Raw genomic sequence first — 18,922 nt, forward strand, 5'->3', positions numbered from 1 at the left:
TGCGGGCCGCCCCGCGGCCGCCCGCGCTCAAAGGACGATTTCCTTCTTCAGGTACAGCCGCTCGGACTGGATGTCGCGTGCGTGGCAGCGGGCGATCAGCTTGTCCGATTCGACGATCGGCAGCGAGGTCGGCGCGTATTCGATGCTGGAGATGAACTTGAGCCACGGCTCCGCGCCCATCGCATAGACGAACACCTGGCGCGGCGCGAAGCACTCGACCAGCGGCCACGCGCGCTCGCAGTCGGAGCCGTTCAGGCGGCGGTTCTGGTCGAACTGGCGCCCGAGCGGCTCGTTCAGGAGCGCGCCGTACAGCCAGGACATCGGCGCGCCTTCGCATTCCATGCCGATGAACAGCGTGCCGATCCGGCCGATGCGCTGCGCGATGCGCTGGTACAGCTCCGGCTGGAGATTGTTCGAGTCGGCCGCGAACAGCATGCTCTTGCCGTCCACCTTCAGCGCGAACGCCATCTTCGCCGCGATATGCAGATCGCCGTGCTCGCCGAGGAACGGCAGCGCGACGATCTCGCCGCCCGGCACGGGCACGCTGTCCAGTTCGCCGACCTCGATCACCCGCTCGAACCCGCATGCTTCGAGCGCGAGCCGGATCGACGGATCTTGCAGGAACCCGCCGTGGCTGCGCGGCACGACCAGCGTGCCGATCCGGTGCCGTAGCTGCAGCAGGCTCTCGAGCACGATGTGATCCTGGTGGTTGTGGGTCAGCAGCACGTAATCGATGCGCTCGGGCAGATCCGCGAACGTGAACGGATCGTCGCCCTGGCCGAGCGGATAGCCGACGATCGGATCGGTCAGCAGCGAGAATTTCGCGGTTTCGACCAGCACCGTCGCATGGTTGAAGTAGCGCACCCGCACCGGCTGCCCCGCGCGCGCCGGCGCCGACGGCGGGCGCGGCGGCGGTGCGTCGGTGAACCAGGTTTCGAGCGCCGTGCGCCGCGCGGCGCCGCCCTCCGCGTGCGCGAGCAGGCGGTCGATCAGGTCCGGCGCGGCGCCCGTGTGGCGGGCCGCGAACAGCTCGTCGTACAGCGCGTCGCGGAACGGCAAGCGAATCTGCACCATGTGCTCGTCCGGAAAGCGCGGCGTGCTCAGCATGAAGCTCCGGTCGTCGCTGGTGGCGAGGAAGCCGTTCACGCTCTGCAGCGCGTCGAGATAGCCGGCGCTGTCGTACAACAGCCGCTCGAACAGCCGGTACGACGCGTGGCCGCGCAGGTCGTAGCCCAGCTCGACGAATCCCTTCAACGGCTCGGGCACCCGCGCATACAGCGGCGACAGCGTATCGCCGCCTCCTTCCCGCTCGAGCAGTTCGTCGAGCTCGCGCAGCGCGTCCGCCAGCGCCAGCAGCGGCGCGGCGCGCGTGCGGGTGTCGCGGATCAGCGCGTCGACCGCCGGCACGAGCTCCCGGCCGCCGTTGAGAAACGGGCCGCCGGCCATCTTCGCGGCGGAACGCCGATGCAGCTCCGGCGCGCGGATGAAGGATTCCATGATGCGCAGATGCACCTGCTTCATCACCAGCGCGCAGGTCGCCGGCTGCAGCAGGAAAGTCCACGCATACCATTGATTGATCAGCGGTTCGAAGACGACGTTGGGTTTCAGGTAGATCTGGGTCATGTCAGGAATGATCGTGTTCGACTACGGGAACGGCTGCGTCGGCGACATGCGCGAGCGCGGCCTCCATGTGTTCGCGCCACCGACGCAGCAACTGTTCGGCGGTGGCGCGCGTGTGGACGGCGTCGCTGTAGCGGCACTCGAACGCGAGTTCGCCGTCGCCCGCGACGCAGACGAGGTTCAGCAGATGGGAACGTTCGTCGGTTGCCGCGCGGTCCGTGCCCACCGCCTCGGTGGCGGCGGAGAACCACGCGGACGGACGCGCGGCGGCCGCCGACACGAAATCGATGCTGACCTGCGGCTGCACGCAGCGCCGCCACGCGTCGGGATCGACGCCGGCGGGCGGCGGCAGGTCCGCACCGCCCAGCGCCGCCAGCGGCAGCGCGGCCAGCGTCGCCTCCCACTCGCGCAGCGCGGCGACGCCCGGCACGCCGGCGCGATGCGTCAACAGCAGCGGCACGTCGCAGACGAAGCAGCCGACCGCGCGCTCGACCGCCGGCCCGTCGTCGAGCCAGTCGCGGCCGTGCCGGCCGAGATCGGCGACGACCGCGCCGCCCGCCCAGTCGGTGAGCGCGCGCGCCGCCGCCGCGATCGCGACGGTGGCGGCTTTCACGCGCAGGCGCTGCGGCACGACGGCCAGCAACCGTCGCGCCGCCTCGCCGGTCAGCCGGTCGCGCACGACCTGCTGGCTCGCCTCGGCGTTCGCGCCGGCTTCCGCGTGCCGATCCCGCGGCAGCGCGACGTTGGCCGCCATCGGCGCAAAGTACGCGGCGGTTTCGCCCGCCTGCCGCGCGGCCGCCATGCGTGCGTCGAGCGCGCGAAGATAGGCCGGGTACGCCAGCGTCGGCGCGGCCACTGCCGGCGTCCGGCCGTCCGCATGCGCCGCATACGCATTGGCGAGGTCGTCCAGCAGCACCGCCCAGCCATGGCTGTCCGCGACGAGACCGTGCACGACGAGCAGCAGCCGGTCGCCGGCCGCGCCGCATCGGTAGTGCGCGATCCGCACCAGCGGCCCGTGCGCGAGATCGAAGCCCTGCTGCAGCGTCGTGCTGTGCGCGACGATGAAGCGCGCCGCATCGTCCGCCACCAGGTCGTGGCTGCTGAAGCAGCGCTGCACGGCGTCCGTGTCCGCCGGCGCGACGCGGCCCGACAGCGCGCCGCGATCGAATACGCAGCGCAGCCCCGGATGCGCGTCGAGCAGCGAACGGAGCGCGGCCCGCAGCGCGTCGGCGTCGAGCGGTTGCGCCGCCCGAACGAGCAACGCGCGGTTCCAGTGGTGCGCGTGCGGGCGCTGCAGCACGCGCCTTTGATACGGCGTCAGCGGGAACGCGGACACATCGTGCGCGTCCGGTCGCGCCGCCAGCGGCCGCAGGCAATCGGCCAGGTCCCCGAGGGTCGGGCTCGCGAAGAAATCCTGCGGGTCGACCGTCCAGCCGGCCCGGTTCAGCTGCGCGACGGCGCGCAGCACCAGGATGGAGTCGCCGCCCAGCCCGAAGTAGTTGTCGTCGCGGCCGATCCGCTCCAGCCGCAGCACGTCGCGCAGCACCGTCAGCAGCGCGCGCAGCGGCGGCGTGTCGTCGCCGTCCGCGGCCGCGTCCGGCAGCACCGCCGTCGATACCCACTGGCGATCGATCTTGTCGCCGGACGTCTTCGGCAGCGACGGCACGATTGCCAGCGCATGCGGCACCAGATGCGCGGGCGCGACGCGGCGCAGCGCGCGCAGCCGCTCGCGCGCCGCCTCGCGTGACGTGTCCGCCGCGCCCGATGCGTCGGCGCCCACGACGATGAACGCCTCCAGGCGCGGCGCCGGCGCGTCGGGTCCGCCCGACAGCCGCACTGCGGCCTCGCGCACGCCGTCCTGTTCGAGCAGCAGCGCTTCCACTTCGGCCAGATCGACACGAACGCCGCGCACCTTGATCTGGCGATCGCTGCGGCCGAGGTAGATCAGCGCGCCCGCCCCGTCGCGACGCACGAGGTCGCCGGTGCGATACATGCGCGCGCCCGGCTGTCCGGCGAACGGATCGGGCAGGAACGCGGCGGCCGTCTGGCCGGGCCGGCCCGGGTAGCCGCTCGCGAGTGCGCCGCCGCCGAGATAGAGCTCGCCGCGGCACAGCGGCGGCACCGGTTGCAGGTGCGCGTCGAGCACATAGGCCGTGGTGCCGGGCAGCGGCGCGCCGATCGGCACGTCGCGTTCATCCGCGCGCGCGTCGGCCGGCACGTCGTGCACGACGGACGTGATCACGCTCTCCGTCAGCCCGTACGCGTTCATCAGCGCCACGCGGCCGCCCGTCACGGCGCGCCATGTCTGCACGGCCGCGAGCGGCACCGTCTCGCTGCCCGTCACGACCAGCCGCAGCCGCGCCGGCAGCGCGGCCTCGCCGAGCCCGATCGCACGCACCCATTCGCGCCAGAACGACGCGGGCAGGTTGAGCACGGTCGCACGCTGTGCGTCGAGCAGGCCGCTGAACGCGCCGAGCGTCGGCCACGCCGTGCGCTCGAGCAGCAGCAGACAGGCGCCGGCGGACAGCGTCGTGAAGATTTCCTCGATCGACACGTCGAACACGAGCGACGAGAACTGCACGACCCGGTCGTCGGCCGTCATGCGATACGCGGCGCACAGTGCCTGGATCTTCTGCGCGACCGCCCGATGGCTGACGTCGACGCCCTTCGGCACGCCGGTCGAACCGGACGTGAACAGCGTATAGGCGGCCCGTTGCGGATCGATACGTGCGGGCGGCGCGCCGGCGGACGCGTCGCCAAGCGCGGCGAACGCGATCGCCGCGCATCCGGGCCACGTCGGCGGCGGCGCCGTCGCGTCGTGCACGAGCAGCACCGGCGCCGCTTGCGACAGGATCGCGTGCTGCCGCGCGGCCGGCGCGGCGGGATCGAGCGGCAGGTACGTCGCCCCGATGCGCAGCACGCCGAGCAGCGCCACCAGTGCGTCGAGCCCCATCGGCAAGCACAGCGCGACGCGCTCGCCGGCGCGGACGCCGCGCGCGTGCAGCGCGCCCGCAACCTGCTCCACCCGGGCCCGCAGCGCCGCGTAACTGAGCGTCTCGTGCGCGGTGGCGACCGCCGGCGCGGCGTTGCCGTCCGTCAGCGTGCCCGACAGCAGCGACACGAGGTCGGACGCCGCCCACGACGACACGTCGGCCACCCCGGACGCCGCCTGCCAGGCCTGCCGCTGTGCGGCCGACAGCACGCCCGCGTCGCCGAGCGGCGCATCGTCCGGCAGCGTCAGCAGCAGGTCCAGCGCGGCCTGGAACTGTTCGATCACCTCGTCGGCCTCGCCACGCTCCAGCGCGCGGTCGCGCGTCAGCAGCACGCCGCCGTAGCCCGCTCCGTCGCGATGCAGGTTCATCGTCAGGTCGTATTCGGTTTCCGTTTCCGGCGTGTCCTCGAACGCGACGTCCAGCCCGCCGATCCGCACATGGCGGACCGGCGCCTCCTGCATCGAGAACACCACCTGGAACAGCGGCGTCAGCGACGTGTCGCGCGGGCCCGCGAAGCGCTCGACCAGCTTTTCGAACGGATAGTCCTGGTGCGCGTGCGCGGCCATCACGCAGTCGCGCACCCGTTCGATCCACGCCCGCGCGCGGCTGGCTGCCGGGAACGCCACGCGCAGCGCGAGCAGGTTGACGAAAAAGCCGACGAGCCCTTCGGTGCGGCTCGACGCGCGGTTGGCGACCGGCGAGCCGACCACCAGGTCGCGCTGTCCGGTGCGCCGCGACAGCATCAGCAGGAACGCGGACAGGAACACGACGTACGGCGTCGTCCGCAAGCGCCGCGCCAGCGCGTCGACCTGCCGCGCACGCTCGGCATCCACCGCGACGCGGCCGCTGCGCGCGAGACGCCCCGGCGTGCGTGCGCGGCGTCGATCGGCGCCGAGGTCGAGCACCGGCGCGCCGTCCAGGTGCGCCCAGAACGCCTCGTGCGCCGCGTAGTGCCCGGCGGCGAACCGCGTCGCCTGCTCCTCGCTGTAGTCCGCGTAATCCCACGCGGGCGGTTCGGTATCCGGCGTGCCGCCCTGGCTCGCCGCACCGTACAGCGACGCGAGATCCTGCGCGATCAGCCCGAACGACCAGCCGTCGACGACGATGTGATGGAACGACATCAGCAGGCACGCGCGGCGCGGCCCGAGTTCGAGCAGCCGTGCGCGAAACAGCGGCGGCCGCGCGAGATCGAACGGCTCCGCCCGCAGCGCGTCGCGATGCTGCGCGATGAACGCGCGCAGTGCGTCGTCCGTGCCGCCTGCGTACGCATGGATCGACAGCGCGACCGTCGCGTCGGCATGCACGTGCTGCTCGCCGTCGCCGTCCGGTCCTTCGTGGAACGACGTGCGCAGCGCCGGATGGCGCGCGACCAGCCCCGCGAGCGCCGCGTGCAGCGCGGCGCGGTCGAGCTCGCCGTGCAGGTGCAGGCATTGCGGCAGGTGGAAGACCGAACCGCCCATGCCGAGCCGTTCGAGCGTCCATAGCCGGCGCTGCTGGAACGACATCGGCGCGCGGCGCGGCCCGGCGCCCGGCAGGCCGTCCGGCGTCGTTGCCGCCTGCAGGGCAGGCGGCGTCGGTTCGGACTGCAAGCGAATCGCGCGGGCCAGCCCGTCGATCGTCGGCGCACCGAAGAACGCGTCGAGCGTCAGCTCCGCATTCAGCCGCTCGTGAATTCGCGTGAGCACGCGCCCGGCCAGCAGCGAATCGCCGCCCAGCTCGAAGAAATCGTCGGTCGGCGCGATCCGCTCGTGGCCGAGGCACTCGGTCCAGATACGCGTCAATGCATGCCGCACGTCGTCGGTCTCGGCCGAAGCAGCGGGCGCGGTGTCGACCGCGGCCGGCGCGGCCACCGCTGCAATCGACGGCGACAACGCGTCCGGCTGCACGCGCTCGATGTGCCGTGCCGGCAGCCAGTGACGCGTCCGCTCGAACGGATAGCCCGGCAACGGCAGGCGCTTGCGGCGCTCGCCCGCGTAGGCGTCGCGCCGTGTCAGCCGCGCGCCCTTCGCCCATAGCCGCCCGTAGCCGGCGAGCAGCGTGGCCATCGTGCGCGGCGCGCGCTCCGTGAAGCTCGCCAGCACCGCGTCGGCCGGCGCGCAGCGATGCGCGCGCACCAGCGCCGCCAGCACGTCGCGCGGGCCGATCTCGACCCACAGCGCATCACCCAGTGCCGCCAGTGCTCGCACGCCTGCCGAGAAGCGCACCGTGCCGAGTACGTGCGTGGCCCAGTACGCCGGATCGGTGGCGCGCGGCGCGTCCAGCAGCGCGCCGTCGAGGTTGGAGATCAACGGGATGCGCGGCGCATGCAGCGTCATCGTCGCGGCATGCGCGTGCACGCGCGCCGCCGCGTCCGTCATCATCGGCGAGTGGAACGCGTGCGACGACGCGAGCCGCGCATGCGCGACACCCGCGTCGCGCAGGTGCGCCGCGAACGCGTCGACCGCATCCACCGGGCCGGACACCACGCATTGCAACGGCCCATTGACCGCCGCGATGGCGAGCGTCGGCGGCAATTGCGCGGCCAGCTCGTCCTCCGCGATCGATATCGACAGCATCGCGCCGGCCGGCTGCGCCTGCATCGCCGCCGCGCGCGCCGCCACGAAGCCGACCGCATCGTCGAGCGAGAACACGCCCGCGCAGCACGCGGCGACCAATTCGCCGAGGCTGTGGCCGATCAGGTAATCCGGCGTCACGCCCAGCGCTGCCCACGCCTGATACAGCGCGTACTCGTACGCGAACAGCAGCGGCTGCACCAGCGCGGTGTCGGTGGTGTTCGCGTCGCCCAGCAGGTAAGGTTCGAGCGCGAGCCCGGCCGTGCTCGCGAACCGCCCGCACACCTGGTCGAGCGCCGCGCGGAACACCGGATTCTCGCGATGCAGGTCGCGCGCCATCCCGGCGGCCTGCGCGCCCTGCCCGGTGAACAGGAAGATCACCGGACGCGCGGACGGCGCGTCGTCGGCGACCGGCGACACGCCAGCCGCCAGCGCGTCGAGCGCCGTATCGCGCGACTCGGCGACCACGAACGCGCGGCACGCATGGTCCTGCCGGGCGGCCTGCAGCGTGTACGCGACGTCGGCCAGCGCCCATTCGGGGTGGCGGCGCAGCGCGGCGGCGAGGCCGTCCGCCGCGCGCCGCAGCCCGTCGGGCGTGGCGGCCGACAGCCGCAGGCAATGCGCGGCGGCGGCCGTCGGCGCGTCCGCCTCCGGCGGCGCGGCTTCCAGGATCACATGCGCATTGGTCCCGCCGATGCCGAACGAACTGACGGCCGCGCGGCGCGGCGCGCCGCCGTCCGGCCAGTCGGTCGCTTGCGCGGTGATGCGGAAGGCCGCGTCGTCGAGTTCGAGCAGCGGATTGGGCGTGTCGAAGTGCAGCGTGCCCGGCACCTTGCCGCGCTCGAGCGCGAGCGCCGCCTTGATCACGCCCGCGAGCCCCGCCGCGCTGTCCAGGTGCCCGACGCTCGTCTTGACCGCGCCGAGCAGGCGCGGCGCACGTGCCGGATGCTGGCCGTAGGTCGCCTTCAGCGCGGCCATTTCGATCGGGTCGCCGAGCAGCGTGCCGGTGCCGTGCGTCTCGACATAGCCGACCGACGCGGCGTCCACGCCCGCGTCCGCCAGCGCGGCGCGAATCACCCGTGCCTGGCCGGCAGGGCTCGGCGCGGTGTAGCCGGCCTTGTCGTGACCGTCGTTGTTGATCGCGGAGCCCTTGACGATCGCATACACGTGATCGCCGTCGCGGCGCGCGAGATCGAGCCGCTTGAGCACGACCGCACCCGCGCCGCTGCCCTCCACGGTGCCGCTCGCGGCCGCGTCGAACGCGCGGCAATAGCCGTCCGCGGAAAAGATCCCGCCGGTACGGTGCAGATAGCCCGGCACGCCGTCGACGCCGATCGACGCCGCGCCCGCGAGCGCGAGTTCGCAGTCGCCCTGCGCGACTGCGCGCGCGGCCATGTGCAGCGCGACCAGCGACGTCGAGCACGCGGTGTTCAGCGTGACCGCGGGGCCGGTGAGATTCAGCCGGTAGGCGATCTGCGTCGCGGCCTGGTTCAGCACGTTGATCTGGTACAGCCCGAGCGCGTCGACCGCGTCGCGGTTGCCGAGCACGTGGTTCGCGAGGTACTGGCTCGCGCCGACGCCGACGTAGACGCCCACGTCGCGCGCGGGCCCGGGCCCGGCGTAACCGGCGTCCTCGAGCGCGCGATAGCTTTCCTCCATCAGCTTGCGCTGCTGCGGATCCATGATCTCGGCTTCGCGCGGCGTATAGCCGAAGAACGCGGCGTCGAAACAGTCCGGATCGCGAATCAACCCGCGCGCGGCGACGAAGCGCGGATTGCCGAGCAGCTCGTCCGGCACGCCGAGCGCGCGCAGCCGCGCGTCGTCGAGCCGGGTGATGCCGTCCTCGCCCGCGAGCAACATGCGCCAGAACTGCTCGACGTCGTCCGCGCCCGAGACGGTCGCGCTCATCCCGATGATCGCGACGGCGCGGCTGTCGACCTGCGACGCGCGTGCGGCCTCGGCCGTGCCGCCGGCATCGGCCGCCGGCTCGCCGGACGCGGACAGCCAGCCGGCCAGCGTGCGAATCGTCGTATAGCGGAACAGGTGATCGATGTCGACGTCGCGGCCGAATTCGCTGCGCAGCCGCGCCTGGCACTGGATCAGCGCGAGCGAGTGGCCGCCGGCGTCGAAGAAGTTGGTGTCCGGATCGATCTCGGCGAGGCCGAGCACGTCGCGCCAGATCGCGGCGACCGCCGCTTGAGCATCGCCGGGCGCGCGGCGCGCGGCGTTGGCGGGGACGGCGCGATCGGCGACGCTCGCCGCATCGAGCGGCCAGTCGGCCAGCCTGAGGCGATCGATCTTGCCGCTGCCGGTCATCGGCATCGCGTCGAGCACGACGATCCGGTCGGGCACCATGTACGGCGGCAGCGCCTGTTGCGCATGCGCCTTCAGCGCGCCGTCCGGCAGCGTGCCCGCCGCCTGCACGAACGCACAGAGCACGGCGCCCGCGCTACCCGAACGCGCCAGCACCGCGACCTTGGCGACGCCCGGATGGCGGCCCAGCACCGATTCGACTTCGCCCGTCTCGATGCGGAAGCCGCGCACCTTGACCTGCTGGTCGTCGCGGCCCACGAATTCGATGTCGCCGTGCCGATCGAAGCGGGCCAGGTCGCCGGTACGATACAGCACGCGATCCGCGTCGCCCGTCGCATACGGGTTCGGCACGAAACGCTCCGCGCTCAGTTCGGGCCGGTTCAGGTAGCCCGACGCCAGCGCGCGCCCGGAGAGGTACAGTTCGCCCGTCACGCCGATCGGCAGCCGTGCGAGCTCGGGCGACAGGATATGCGTGCCGACGTCGCCCACCGCGCGACCGATCAGCACCGGGCCGCTCGCGCAACGCCACACGGTTGCGTAGATGCTGGCCTCGGTCGGGCCGTATGCGTTGAAGAGCGGCGCGTGCGGCAGCACGCGCGCCGCCAGCTCGACGGTCGCGGGCAGCAGCGGCTCGCCGGCGGCGAACACCGCGCGCAGCGGGCTCGCCGCGCCGGCGTCGAGCGATTGCAGGAACAGGTGCAGCATCGACGGCACGAAGTTGACCACCGTCACGCGATGCTGCTCGATCGCGCGCTGCAGGTAGCGCGGATCGTACTGGCCGTCCAGCCGCGCGATCACGATCGCGGCGCCCTTCATCAACGGCCACAGCATTTCGGTGAGCGACACGTCGAACGATTGCGCGGTCTTCCACAGCACGCGGTCGCCCGCGGCGAGCGGATAGGTGTCGGCAAGCGCATCGAACAACGCGAGGATGCCTTCCTGGCGGCACAGCACGCCCTTCGGCGTGCCGGTCGAGCCGGACGTATAGAGGATGTAGGCGGGCTCGCCGGGGCTGACGCGCGGCGCGGCGGCCAAGGTGGCGTGGCTCGCTTGCGCCAGCGCCGCCAGCTCGACGAAACGCACGCCGCAGGCACGCAGGCAGGCGGGCGCGGCGGCATCGCCGACGATCGCCGCCGGGCGCGCGTCGTCCACCATGAAGCGATGGCGCGCTTCCGGCAACGCGGGATCGAGCGGCAGATACACGGCGCCGATCCGGAACAGCGCGAGCACCGTCTGCAGCGTCGCCGCCGAGCGGCCCGCGCAGACCGCCACGACGTCGCCCTGCCGCACGCCCAGCGCGGCGAGCGCCGCCGCGCGCCGGTCGCACTGCTCGAGCAGCGCCGCATAGGTCGTCTCGCCCGCGTCGTCGATCAGCGCGACGGCGTCCGGCGCGGCGGCCGCGCACGCGGCGAGACGCTCGCCGACGCTCGCGCCGACCGGCAGCCGCGGCTTCGGCGTCGCCCACTCGTCGAGCCGCGCGAGCGTGGCCGGCGGCAGCCACGTCGCCGCGGGCGCACCGGCGAGCCGCCGCAGCGCCTCGTGCTCGGCGTGCACGATGTCTTGCGCGTCGGCACGCCGCAGGCTGTCGGCCCGATAGCCGACGATGCAGCGCAGCCGCTGGTCGCTCGCGGAAACGGAGAAATCGACCTGCACCGGAAAACTGTTGACCGCGTGGCCGTCGCGGCCCGCCAGCATCCGCACGTCCGCGTCGTCCAGCTCGCGCAGCACGTGGAAGCTCGTGAAATTGAACAGCACCTCGCCGAGTTCGATTCCGCCGCTGTCCTGCCGGATCTGCTGCGACGGATAAAAACGATGCCGGAAAATGCCCGACTCGATCTCGAATACCTGCCGCACCTGCGCGACCGGCGATGCGGCGCCGTCGAGCGCCGCGCGCACCGGCACCGAATTCAGGAACAGCCCGACCGCACGCTCCGCATCCTCGGTCTCGGGCCGCACGTGCGTCACCATCGACGTCAGCACGTCGCGCCGCCCGCTCAGCGCCTGCAGCGCGCGCAGATGGGCGGCGAGCAGCACGCTCTTGAGCGGCACGTTCGCGTCGCGCGCGAGCGCACGCAGCGCCGCCTCCAGTTCGGCGGGGATCTCGACCTCCAGATAATCCACGCGCTCGTCTGCCGCGTCGGCCGTCAGAGGCGCGCGGCGCAGCGACAGCGCCTGTGCGCCGTCGAGCTGGCCGCGCCAGAAATCGCGCTGGGCCGGATCGGCGAGCGCGGCTTGTTCGCGCTCGATGAAATCGCGGTAACCGGCCTGCACCGGCTCGTCGTTCTGCCCGTCTTGCGCGCCCGCCAGGCCCGCCGTGTAGAGCCGGATGAATTCGGCGGTCAGCGCGGCCTCGCTCCAGCCGTCGAGTATCGCGTGATGGAAGCTCCATACCAGCTTGAAGCGCTGCGCCGCCAGCCTGAACACGAAGCAACGGAATAGCGGCGCGGCGGCGACGTCGAACGCGGCGAACCGCTCGCCGTCCATGAACGCGGCGATCCGGGCGGCCTGCGCCGCCGCATCGAGCGCAGTCAGGTCGGTGACCGCCAGCGGAATGCGCGCCGCGTCGAACACGAGCTGCAGCGGCACGCTGAACCCTTCCATCCGCAGCGCGGTGCGCAGCGCCGGATGACGCGCCGACAGCCGGTCGAGCGCATGCGCGACGCAGGCTTCGTCGCATGCATACGCGACCTCGTAGCCGATCACGTCGTGGTACAGGCTCGAGCGCTCGTGCCGCAGGCTGTGATAGAGCATCCCCAGTTGCAGGCGGCTGAGCGGATACGCGTCGACGACGCCGGCCGGCAGCCGCGCGCGGTCCGCGTCGTTCGTCAGCGGCGCCCGCCGTGCGGCGGCCTCGGCCGGCGCGCCCGCGCCAACATCCGCATCCGCACCCGCGCCGGCCCCGCGCTGCCGCTCGATGTGCTCGCCCAGCGTACGCACGCTCTGGTGGGCGAACAGGTCCTGGATCTCGAATTCGAGCCCGTGGCGCTGCGCCTGCGCCTTCAGCCGGATCGCCAGCAGCGAATCGCCGCCGAGATCGAAGAAACCGTCGTCGAGGCCGAACCCGCTGCGGCCCAGCACGTCTTCCCACAACGCGCGCAGGATGCGTTGCGTGTCGGTCAGCGTCTCGGGCGCCGTTTCCGCGGCCGCCTGCGCCGGCGCGAGCCGCGCGAGCGCGGCCCGGTCCACCTTGCCGTTCGCCGTCAGCGGAATGTGCGGCACCGCGTGGAAACGCGCCGGCACCAGATGATCCGGCAGCGATGCCCGCAACTGCGCGCGCAGGCCGGCTTCGTCCGGTACGTCCGCGCCCGTGCCCGTGCCCGGACTGGCGGTCCAGTACGCGACGAGCTGCTTGTCGCCCTGCGGCGTCGCGTCGACCGTCACGACGGCGGCCTGCACGCCACGGCATGCCACCAGCGCCGCCTCGATTTCCGCGGGCTCGATCCGGTAGCCGCGCAGCTTCACCTGGCGGTCGCGCCGGCCGAGGTAATGCAACGCGCCGTCATGCGCCCAGTAGCCGACGTCGCCGCTGCGGTACATGCGGGCGCCCGGCTCGCCGCCGTAAGGATCGGGCACGAACGCGGCCGCGGTCAGGTCCGGCCGGTTCGCGTAGCCGTGCGCGACGCCGAGCCCTGCGATGTAGATGTCGCCCGCCGCGCCGGGAGGCAGCGGATTCAGCGCGTCGTCGAGCACGTACACCGACGTGCCCTGGATCGGCATGCCGATCGGCACCGTGCGCCCCGCCGCCGGCGCGTCGCGCACCGGGTACGCTGTCGCGAACGTCGTGGTCTCGGTCGGCCCGTAGCCGTTGACGACCTGCCCGCGTTCGAGCAGCGCGCGGGCGCGCTCCACATGCGGCAGCGACAGCACGTCGCCGCCGCAGACGAGGTAGCGCAGCCGCCGCAGCGCGTCCGACGCGTGATCGACCATCGCCGCGAACAGACCGCTCGTCAGCCACAGCATCGTCACGCGCGCGTCGACCAGCAACGGCCCGAGCTGGTCCAGCGACGCGTCGCGTCCGGCCGGCACCACGAGCGACGCACCGTTCAGCAGCGCGGTCCAGATTTCGAAGGTCGACGCGTCGAACGCGGTCGGCGCGAACTGCAGGAACACGTCGTCCGGCGTCACGTCGAGATAGGTCGGCCGGTACGCGAGCCGCAGGATCGCCCGTTGCGGCACGATCACGCCCTTCGGACGATCGGTGGTGCCCGACGTGTACATCAGGTACGCCGGCATCTGCGCCGGCAGCCCGCTCGCGACGAACGCGCCGTCGCGCGCGGCGATCTCGTCGTCGTGGTCCTCGAGGACGATCAGGTTCAGATAGCCGTCACGCAGTGCATCGGTGCGCGCCACCACGTCCTCGCGCGTGACGATCACGCTCACCTGGCTGTCGTCGAGCAGGAATCGCAGCCGGTCCGCAGGATAGCGGCTGTCGAGCGGCACATACGCGCAGCCCGCGTTGAGCACCGCCAGCATCGCGACGATCAGCTCCGCGCCAGGCTCGAGACACAGGCCGACGGTCGAGCCCGGCGACACGCCGAGATCGCGCAGATGATCCGCCAGCCGGTTCGCGCGGGTGTTCAGCGCGTGGTAGTCGAGCGTCGCGTCGCCGTGGCGGATCGCAGGGCGACCCGGATGCTGCCGCGCAAGCGCGTCGATCACCGCGCCGATCGAGTCGGGCAGCGGCTGCCCGAGCGGCCGGCTCTGCCAGCCGCGCAGCGCGTCGAGCGTCGCCGCGTCGCCGCGCGCGAGCGTGCCGAACGGCGCGTCCGGCTGCGCGGTCAGCGCGTCGAGGTACTGCACATAGGTGCGCGACAGCCGCTCGATATCGGCGGCCTCGAACAGGTCGGTGCGAAACACCGTGCAGCAGCGCACGCCGTCGGACGTCAGCTCGGCGAACAGCGTCAGGTCGAACTGAGCGTAGCGGTACAGGTCGTCGCGCACCGTCATCGCCGGCATCCCGGCCGCCGTCGCCGGCTCGGCGGCGCCGGGCACCGCGCCTTTCGTGTCCTGCAGCACGAAGTTGACCTGGAACAGCGGGCTGCGCGCGGAATCGCGCGCGACGCCGACCTGCTCGACCACCTGGTCGAACGACACCGCCTGATGCCGCAGCGCGTCGGCGACGGTGTCGCGCTCGCGCTCGACCAGCGCGGCGAACGTCGCGCAACCTTGCCGCGCGGTGCGCAACGCGAGCAGGTTCGCGAAGAAGCCGACGATGCGCTCGCTGCCCGGATGCACGCGGTTCGATGCGGTCGTGCCGATGCAGAAGTCGTCCTGGCCGGCGTAGTCTCCGAGCAGGCAGCGCCACGCGGCCAGCATCACCGTGAACAGCGTGCCGCCCTGCCGCCGCGCCAGCGCCTCGGCCCGCGCGCGCACGGCGGCGGGAATCGCGAAGAACACCAGCTCGCCGTCGTGCGCGCGCCGTGCCGGGCGCGGCAGCGCGAACGGCAATTCGAGCGCCGTCGCGCCCGTCAGCCGGCCCTGCCAGTAGGCGAGGCTCGGCGCGCTGTCCGCGGCACCGCGCGCCTGCTGCCACAGCGCATAGTCCGCATACTGCGGCGCGTCGCTGGCGGGCGGCTCAGGCGCGCGACCCGCCAGCCGCGCCGCATAGGCCGACCACCAGTCGGCCAGCATCAGCTCCAGCGACCATCCGTCGACGATCAGATGATGGGCGGTCAGTACGAGAATCTGCCGGGCGTCGCCGAGACGATGCAGCGACACGCGCAGCAGCGACCCGTGCGCGAGGTCGAACGGCTGCGCGATTTCGGTCGTGATCGCGCGCGCGATCTCCGCGTCGGTCACATCCGCCGCGTGCCGATGCACCGGCAGCGACGCGGCCAGCTCGGCATGCACGCGCTGGTACAGGCGGCCTTCGCGCTCGTCGAACGTCGTGCGCAGCGCCTCGTGCCGCGCCACCACGTCGCGCAGCGCCGCCTGCAATGCCGCTTCGTCGAGCGTGCCCGCGATCTCCAGCACGTGCGGCACGTGGAAATGGCCGGCGCCGCCGCTGATCGCCATCTGCACCCACATCCGCAACTGCTCCGCCGACGCGGGCAGGTCCGCCGGCCGTGCCTGGCGGGTGATCGCGTCGCGGCTGCCCGCGCCACGCTGCCTGCCGAATGCTTCGAGCAATTGGCGACGCTTGTTTTCGGTGGAATCGTTATGCGACATCAAACCAGCTCTCCCGACGATGAAAACACTGTAAGTAGTTCGTCCATGTCGTCCGGCGCGAGACGATCGAGCAGCGCGTCGAGGCGGTCCTCCTGCTGGGCCTTCTGGCCGAGCGCCACCAGCACTTGCGCGCTGAACCGGTCGAGTTGCGGCGCGCCGAACAGCAGCGGCGGCGACAGCAGCAACCCGTAGCGGCCATTGAGACGCCCGATCAACTGGATCGCTTGCACGGAACTGCCGCCGAGCATGAAAAAATGGTCGTCCGGTCCGATATCGGCGACGTCCAGCACGGCCGACCACTCCGCGGCGACCTCGGCCTGGAACGGCGTCTTCGTGCGCACGTCGGCGCCGTGCGCGCGCGTCTCGAGCGCCGCGTCGGCGAGCTGGGCCAGGCGCTTGCGGTCGATCTTGCCGGCCGGCAGCAGCGCGATGCGCTCCACCACGTCGATGCGCGCCGGACGCATCGCGTCGGGCAGCCGTGCGGCCAGCTCCGCGTGCAACGCGTCGACCGGCCAGTTGTCCCATCCCGCGGCCGGCTCGACGAATGCGTGCAGCAGCCGCACGCGCCCCTGCACCCGCACCGGCACCACCGCGCACTGCGCGATGCCCGGCAGCGCCAGCAGGCACGCCTCGATCTCGCGCAACTCGATCCGGTTGCCGTTGAGCTTGACCTGCTCGTCGCGCCGGCCGAGGTAATGCAGCTCGCCATCCTCGCCGAACATCGCGATGTCGCCGGTGCGGTACATGCGTGCACCCGGACGGCCCGCGTACGGATCGGGCACGAAGCTCGCCGCGGTGAGATCCGGGCGGCCGACGTATCCTTGCGCGAGGCCCGCGCCGCCGATGTACAGCTCGCCCGCGCTGCCGGGCGCGCACGGCTCGAGGCCCGCGTCCAGCACGTACAGCGACACGTTGTCGATCGGCCGGCCGATCGGCACGCCCGCGCACGCATGAGCGTCGCCCGGCGTGCAATGCCACACGGTCACGTCGATCGCGGCCTCGGTCGGCCCGTACAGGTTGACGAGCCGTACCCCCGGCAGCAGCCGGTGGAAGCGCTCGGCCTGCTCGGCGAGCAATGCCTCGCCGCTGCAGACGACCAGTGCGAGATCCGGGAAGACCTGCCCGCACGCCGTATCCAGGAACGCGTTCAGCATCGACGGCACGAAGTGCGCGACAGCGATGCGCGCATCGCGCAGCAGCACCGCGAGCCCGGCCGGGTCCTTGTGCAGCCCGGGCGGCGCGATCACCAGCGCATGCCCGCTCTGCAACGTCCACAGGAATTCCCAGACCGACACGTCGAAAAAGTACGGCGTCTTCTGCAGCACGCTCACCGGCGCGGTATCGGGCAGCAGCGAACCGTGCCAGTCGAGCCGGTTGACCAGCGCACGATGGGTGTTGGCGACGCCCTTCGGCGCGCCGGTGGAGCCGGACGTGTAGATCACGTACGCGATCCCGTCCGGGTGAATGCGTTGCGGCGGCAGCGGTTCGGCGGCGAGCCAGATCGCGCGCTCGTCGAGCGCATGCCGTGCGACCGGCCCGGCCGGCAGGTTCGCCAGCAGGTGCCGCTGCGTGAGCAGCAGCGCGAGGCCCGCATCGTCGACGATGCGCCTCAACCGGTCCGGCGGTGCAGCGGGATCGAGCGGTACGTAGGCCGCGCCCGCGCGCATCACCGCGAGGATCGCCAGCACCATCTCCGTCGAGCGCTCGCAGCACAGCCCGACGAGCGCCCCCGGCGTCACGCCGCGCGCCGCGAGAAAGCCCGCGAGCCGGGCCGACATCACATCGAGTTCGCGATAGGTCAGTTGCTCCGCGCCGAACCGGACGGCCGGCGCATCCGGCGTCGCGACGCACTGCGCGGCGAAGCGGGCCGGCCAGTCCGTCGCGTCGATCGGGCGCGCGGGCCCGTGCCAGTATTGCGCAAGCCGTGCGCGCTGCTCGGGCGCCAGCAGGTCGACCGCGAGCGCCGGCTGCGCATCGTCGTCCAGGTACGCGCGCAGCAGTCGGCCGAAACGTGCGGCGAATTCGCCGACCCGCGCCGGCGGCAGGCAGCCGGTGTCGTATTCGAGATTCACGTGCAGGCCGTCGTGCGTCAGCTGATACGCGAAGTTCAGGTCGAACGGCCGCTCGGCGGCGACCACCGGCAGCAATTCCGCGTGCACGCCGTGGAAGGCGAGCGGCGCATCCTGCACGAAGAACGCTTCCGTCACGCCGACGTTGAAGACGGGCGTGTCGGCCAGCGAACGCGAGCGCCGCAGCGCCGTCACGAGGTCGGTCAGCGACAGCTGCTGATGGCGCTTGCTTTCCGCGCGCCGGGCGGTGGTACGCGCGACGATGTCGCGGAACGTGTCGCCAGGCCGTAGAGAAAAGCGCATCGGCAGGTTGTTGACGAAGCATCCGCTGGCGTCGTGAAACCCCGGCGAGCGCATGTTGACGGGATAGGTCACGACCAGCTCGCGCACGTCCTGCCAGCGGGCCAGCGCGATCGCGAACAGGCTCGACAGCACGAGAAACGGCGTCGAGCGGCTCGCGCGGGCCCGTGCGCGCAGTCGGCGGATCGTGTCCGCGTCGAAACGCATCGGGTGGATGCGCGCGTCGCGCGGCCCCGCCGATGCCGCCGTGTCGAACTCGACCCCGAGCGGCGCATGCGCGAGCGCGCCGAGCCAATAGGCCAGATCTTCGTCGTAGCGCGGCGACGCGCGGTACGCGGCTTCGAACGCGAGCTGCTCGCCGAGATCCCGCAACGTGCACGCGGGCGCCGGGCCCGCGCCGAGTGCGTGGTTGTACAGCGCCGTCAGCCGCTGGTTGATGTACACCGCCGAAAACGCATCGGAGATGATGTGCGGAAAGCTGAGCACGAGCCGGTGCGCATCGGCATCCTCGCGCAGCAGCGCGAAGCGGAACAGCGGCGCGTCGTCGAGCGCGAACACGTGCGCCGCCCGCGCGGCGATCCATGCGTCGGCCCCGGCGGCGTCCAGCGACGGCGCCGCCCGCGCGTCGCGGTAGTCGAGCGCGACCGCCACCCGGTCGTGCACGTCCCTCACCACGCGAGTGCCGTCCATCCGGAACGTGCTGCGGCATCCTTCGTCATGCTCATGGACGAACGCGTCCAGTGCGCGCCGCAGCGCATCGCGATCCAGCGGCCCCGACAGGCGGTAGACGAGCGCGGTCGTGTAGGCCGACGAGTGCGGATTGAGCTGCCACTCGAGCCAGAAGCGGTACTGATAGGCTGAAAGCGAAGTGGTACGCATGGTAGCCCCTGTCTGGATACATGAAGGA

3 protein-coding genes are annotated in these 18,922 nt (G+C 72.3%); all 3 read right to left on the reverse strand.

What is annotated here, in order from left to right:
• Window positions 1-27: 27 nt before the first annotated feature.
• Genes KR541_RS35200 through KR541_RS35210 form a run of 3 tightly spaced genes read right to left on the reverse strand, consistent with a single transcriptional unit; the run spans window position 28 to window position 18,894 of the window.
• Window positions 28-1,623: an MBL fold metallo-hydrolase gene (locus tag KR541_RS35200; RefSeq protein ID WP_235356260.1), complete on the reverse strand. Its 1,596-nt coding sequence runs from the start codon at window positions 1,621-1,623 to the stop codon at window positions 28-30.
• Between the two features lies 1 nt (window position 1,624).
• Window positions 1,625-15,646 (reverse strand): non-ribosomal peptide synthetase/type I polyketide synthase, encoded by a 14,022-nt coding sequence (locus KR541_RS35205; RefSeq protein WP_216090195.1) that lies wholly within the window; start codon window positions 15,644-15,646, stop codon window positions 1,625-1,627.
• A complete protein-coding gene (locus KR541_RS35210) occupies window positions 15,646-18,894 on the reverse strand; it encodes a non-ribosomal peptide synthetase (protein ID WP_124631916.1) in 3,249 nt (1,082 codons plus the stop codon). The genes KR541_RS35205 and KR541_RS35210 overlap by 1 nt, the downstream gene beginning before the upstream one ends.
• Between the last annotated feature and the right edge of the window lie 28 nt (window positions 18,895-18,922).

Source organism: Burkholderia sola (assembly GCF_905400185.1).
Lineage (GTDB): Bacteria > Pseudomonadota > Gammaproteobacteria > Burkholderiales > Burkholderiaceae > Burkholderia > Burkholderia sola.

Bases quoted from the DNA above. Each gene is read 5' to 3' on its own strand.
- KR541_RS35200 (WP_235356260.1), bottom strand. From the start codon at position 1,623: ATGACCCAGATCTACCTGAAACCCAACGTCGTCTTCGAACCGCTGATC.
- KR541_RS35205 (WP_216090195.1), bottom strand. From the start codon at position 15,646: ATGTCGCATAACGATTCCACCGAAAACAAGCGTCGCCAATTGCTCGAA.
- KR541_RS35210 (WP_124631916.1), bottom strand. From the start codon at position 18,894: ATGCGTACCACTTCGCTTTCAGCCTATCAGTACCGCTTCTGGCTCGAG.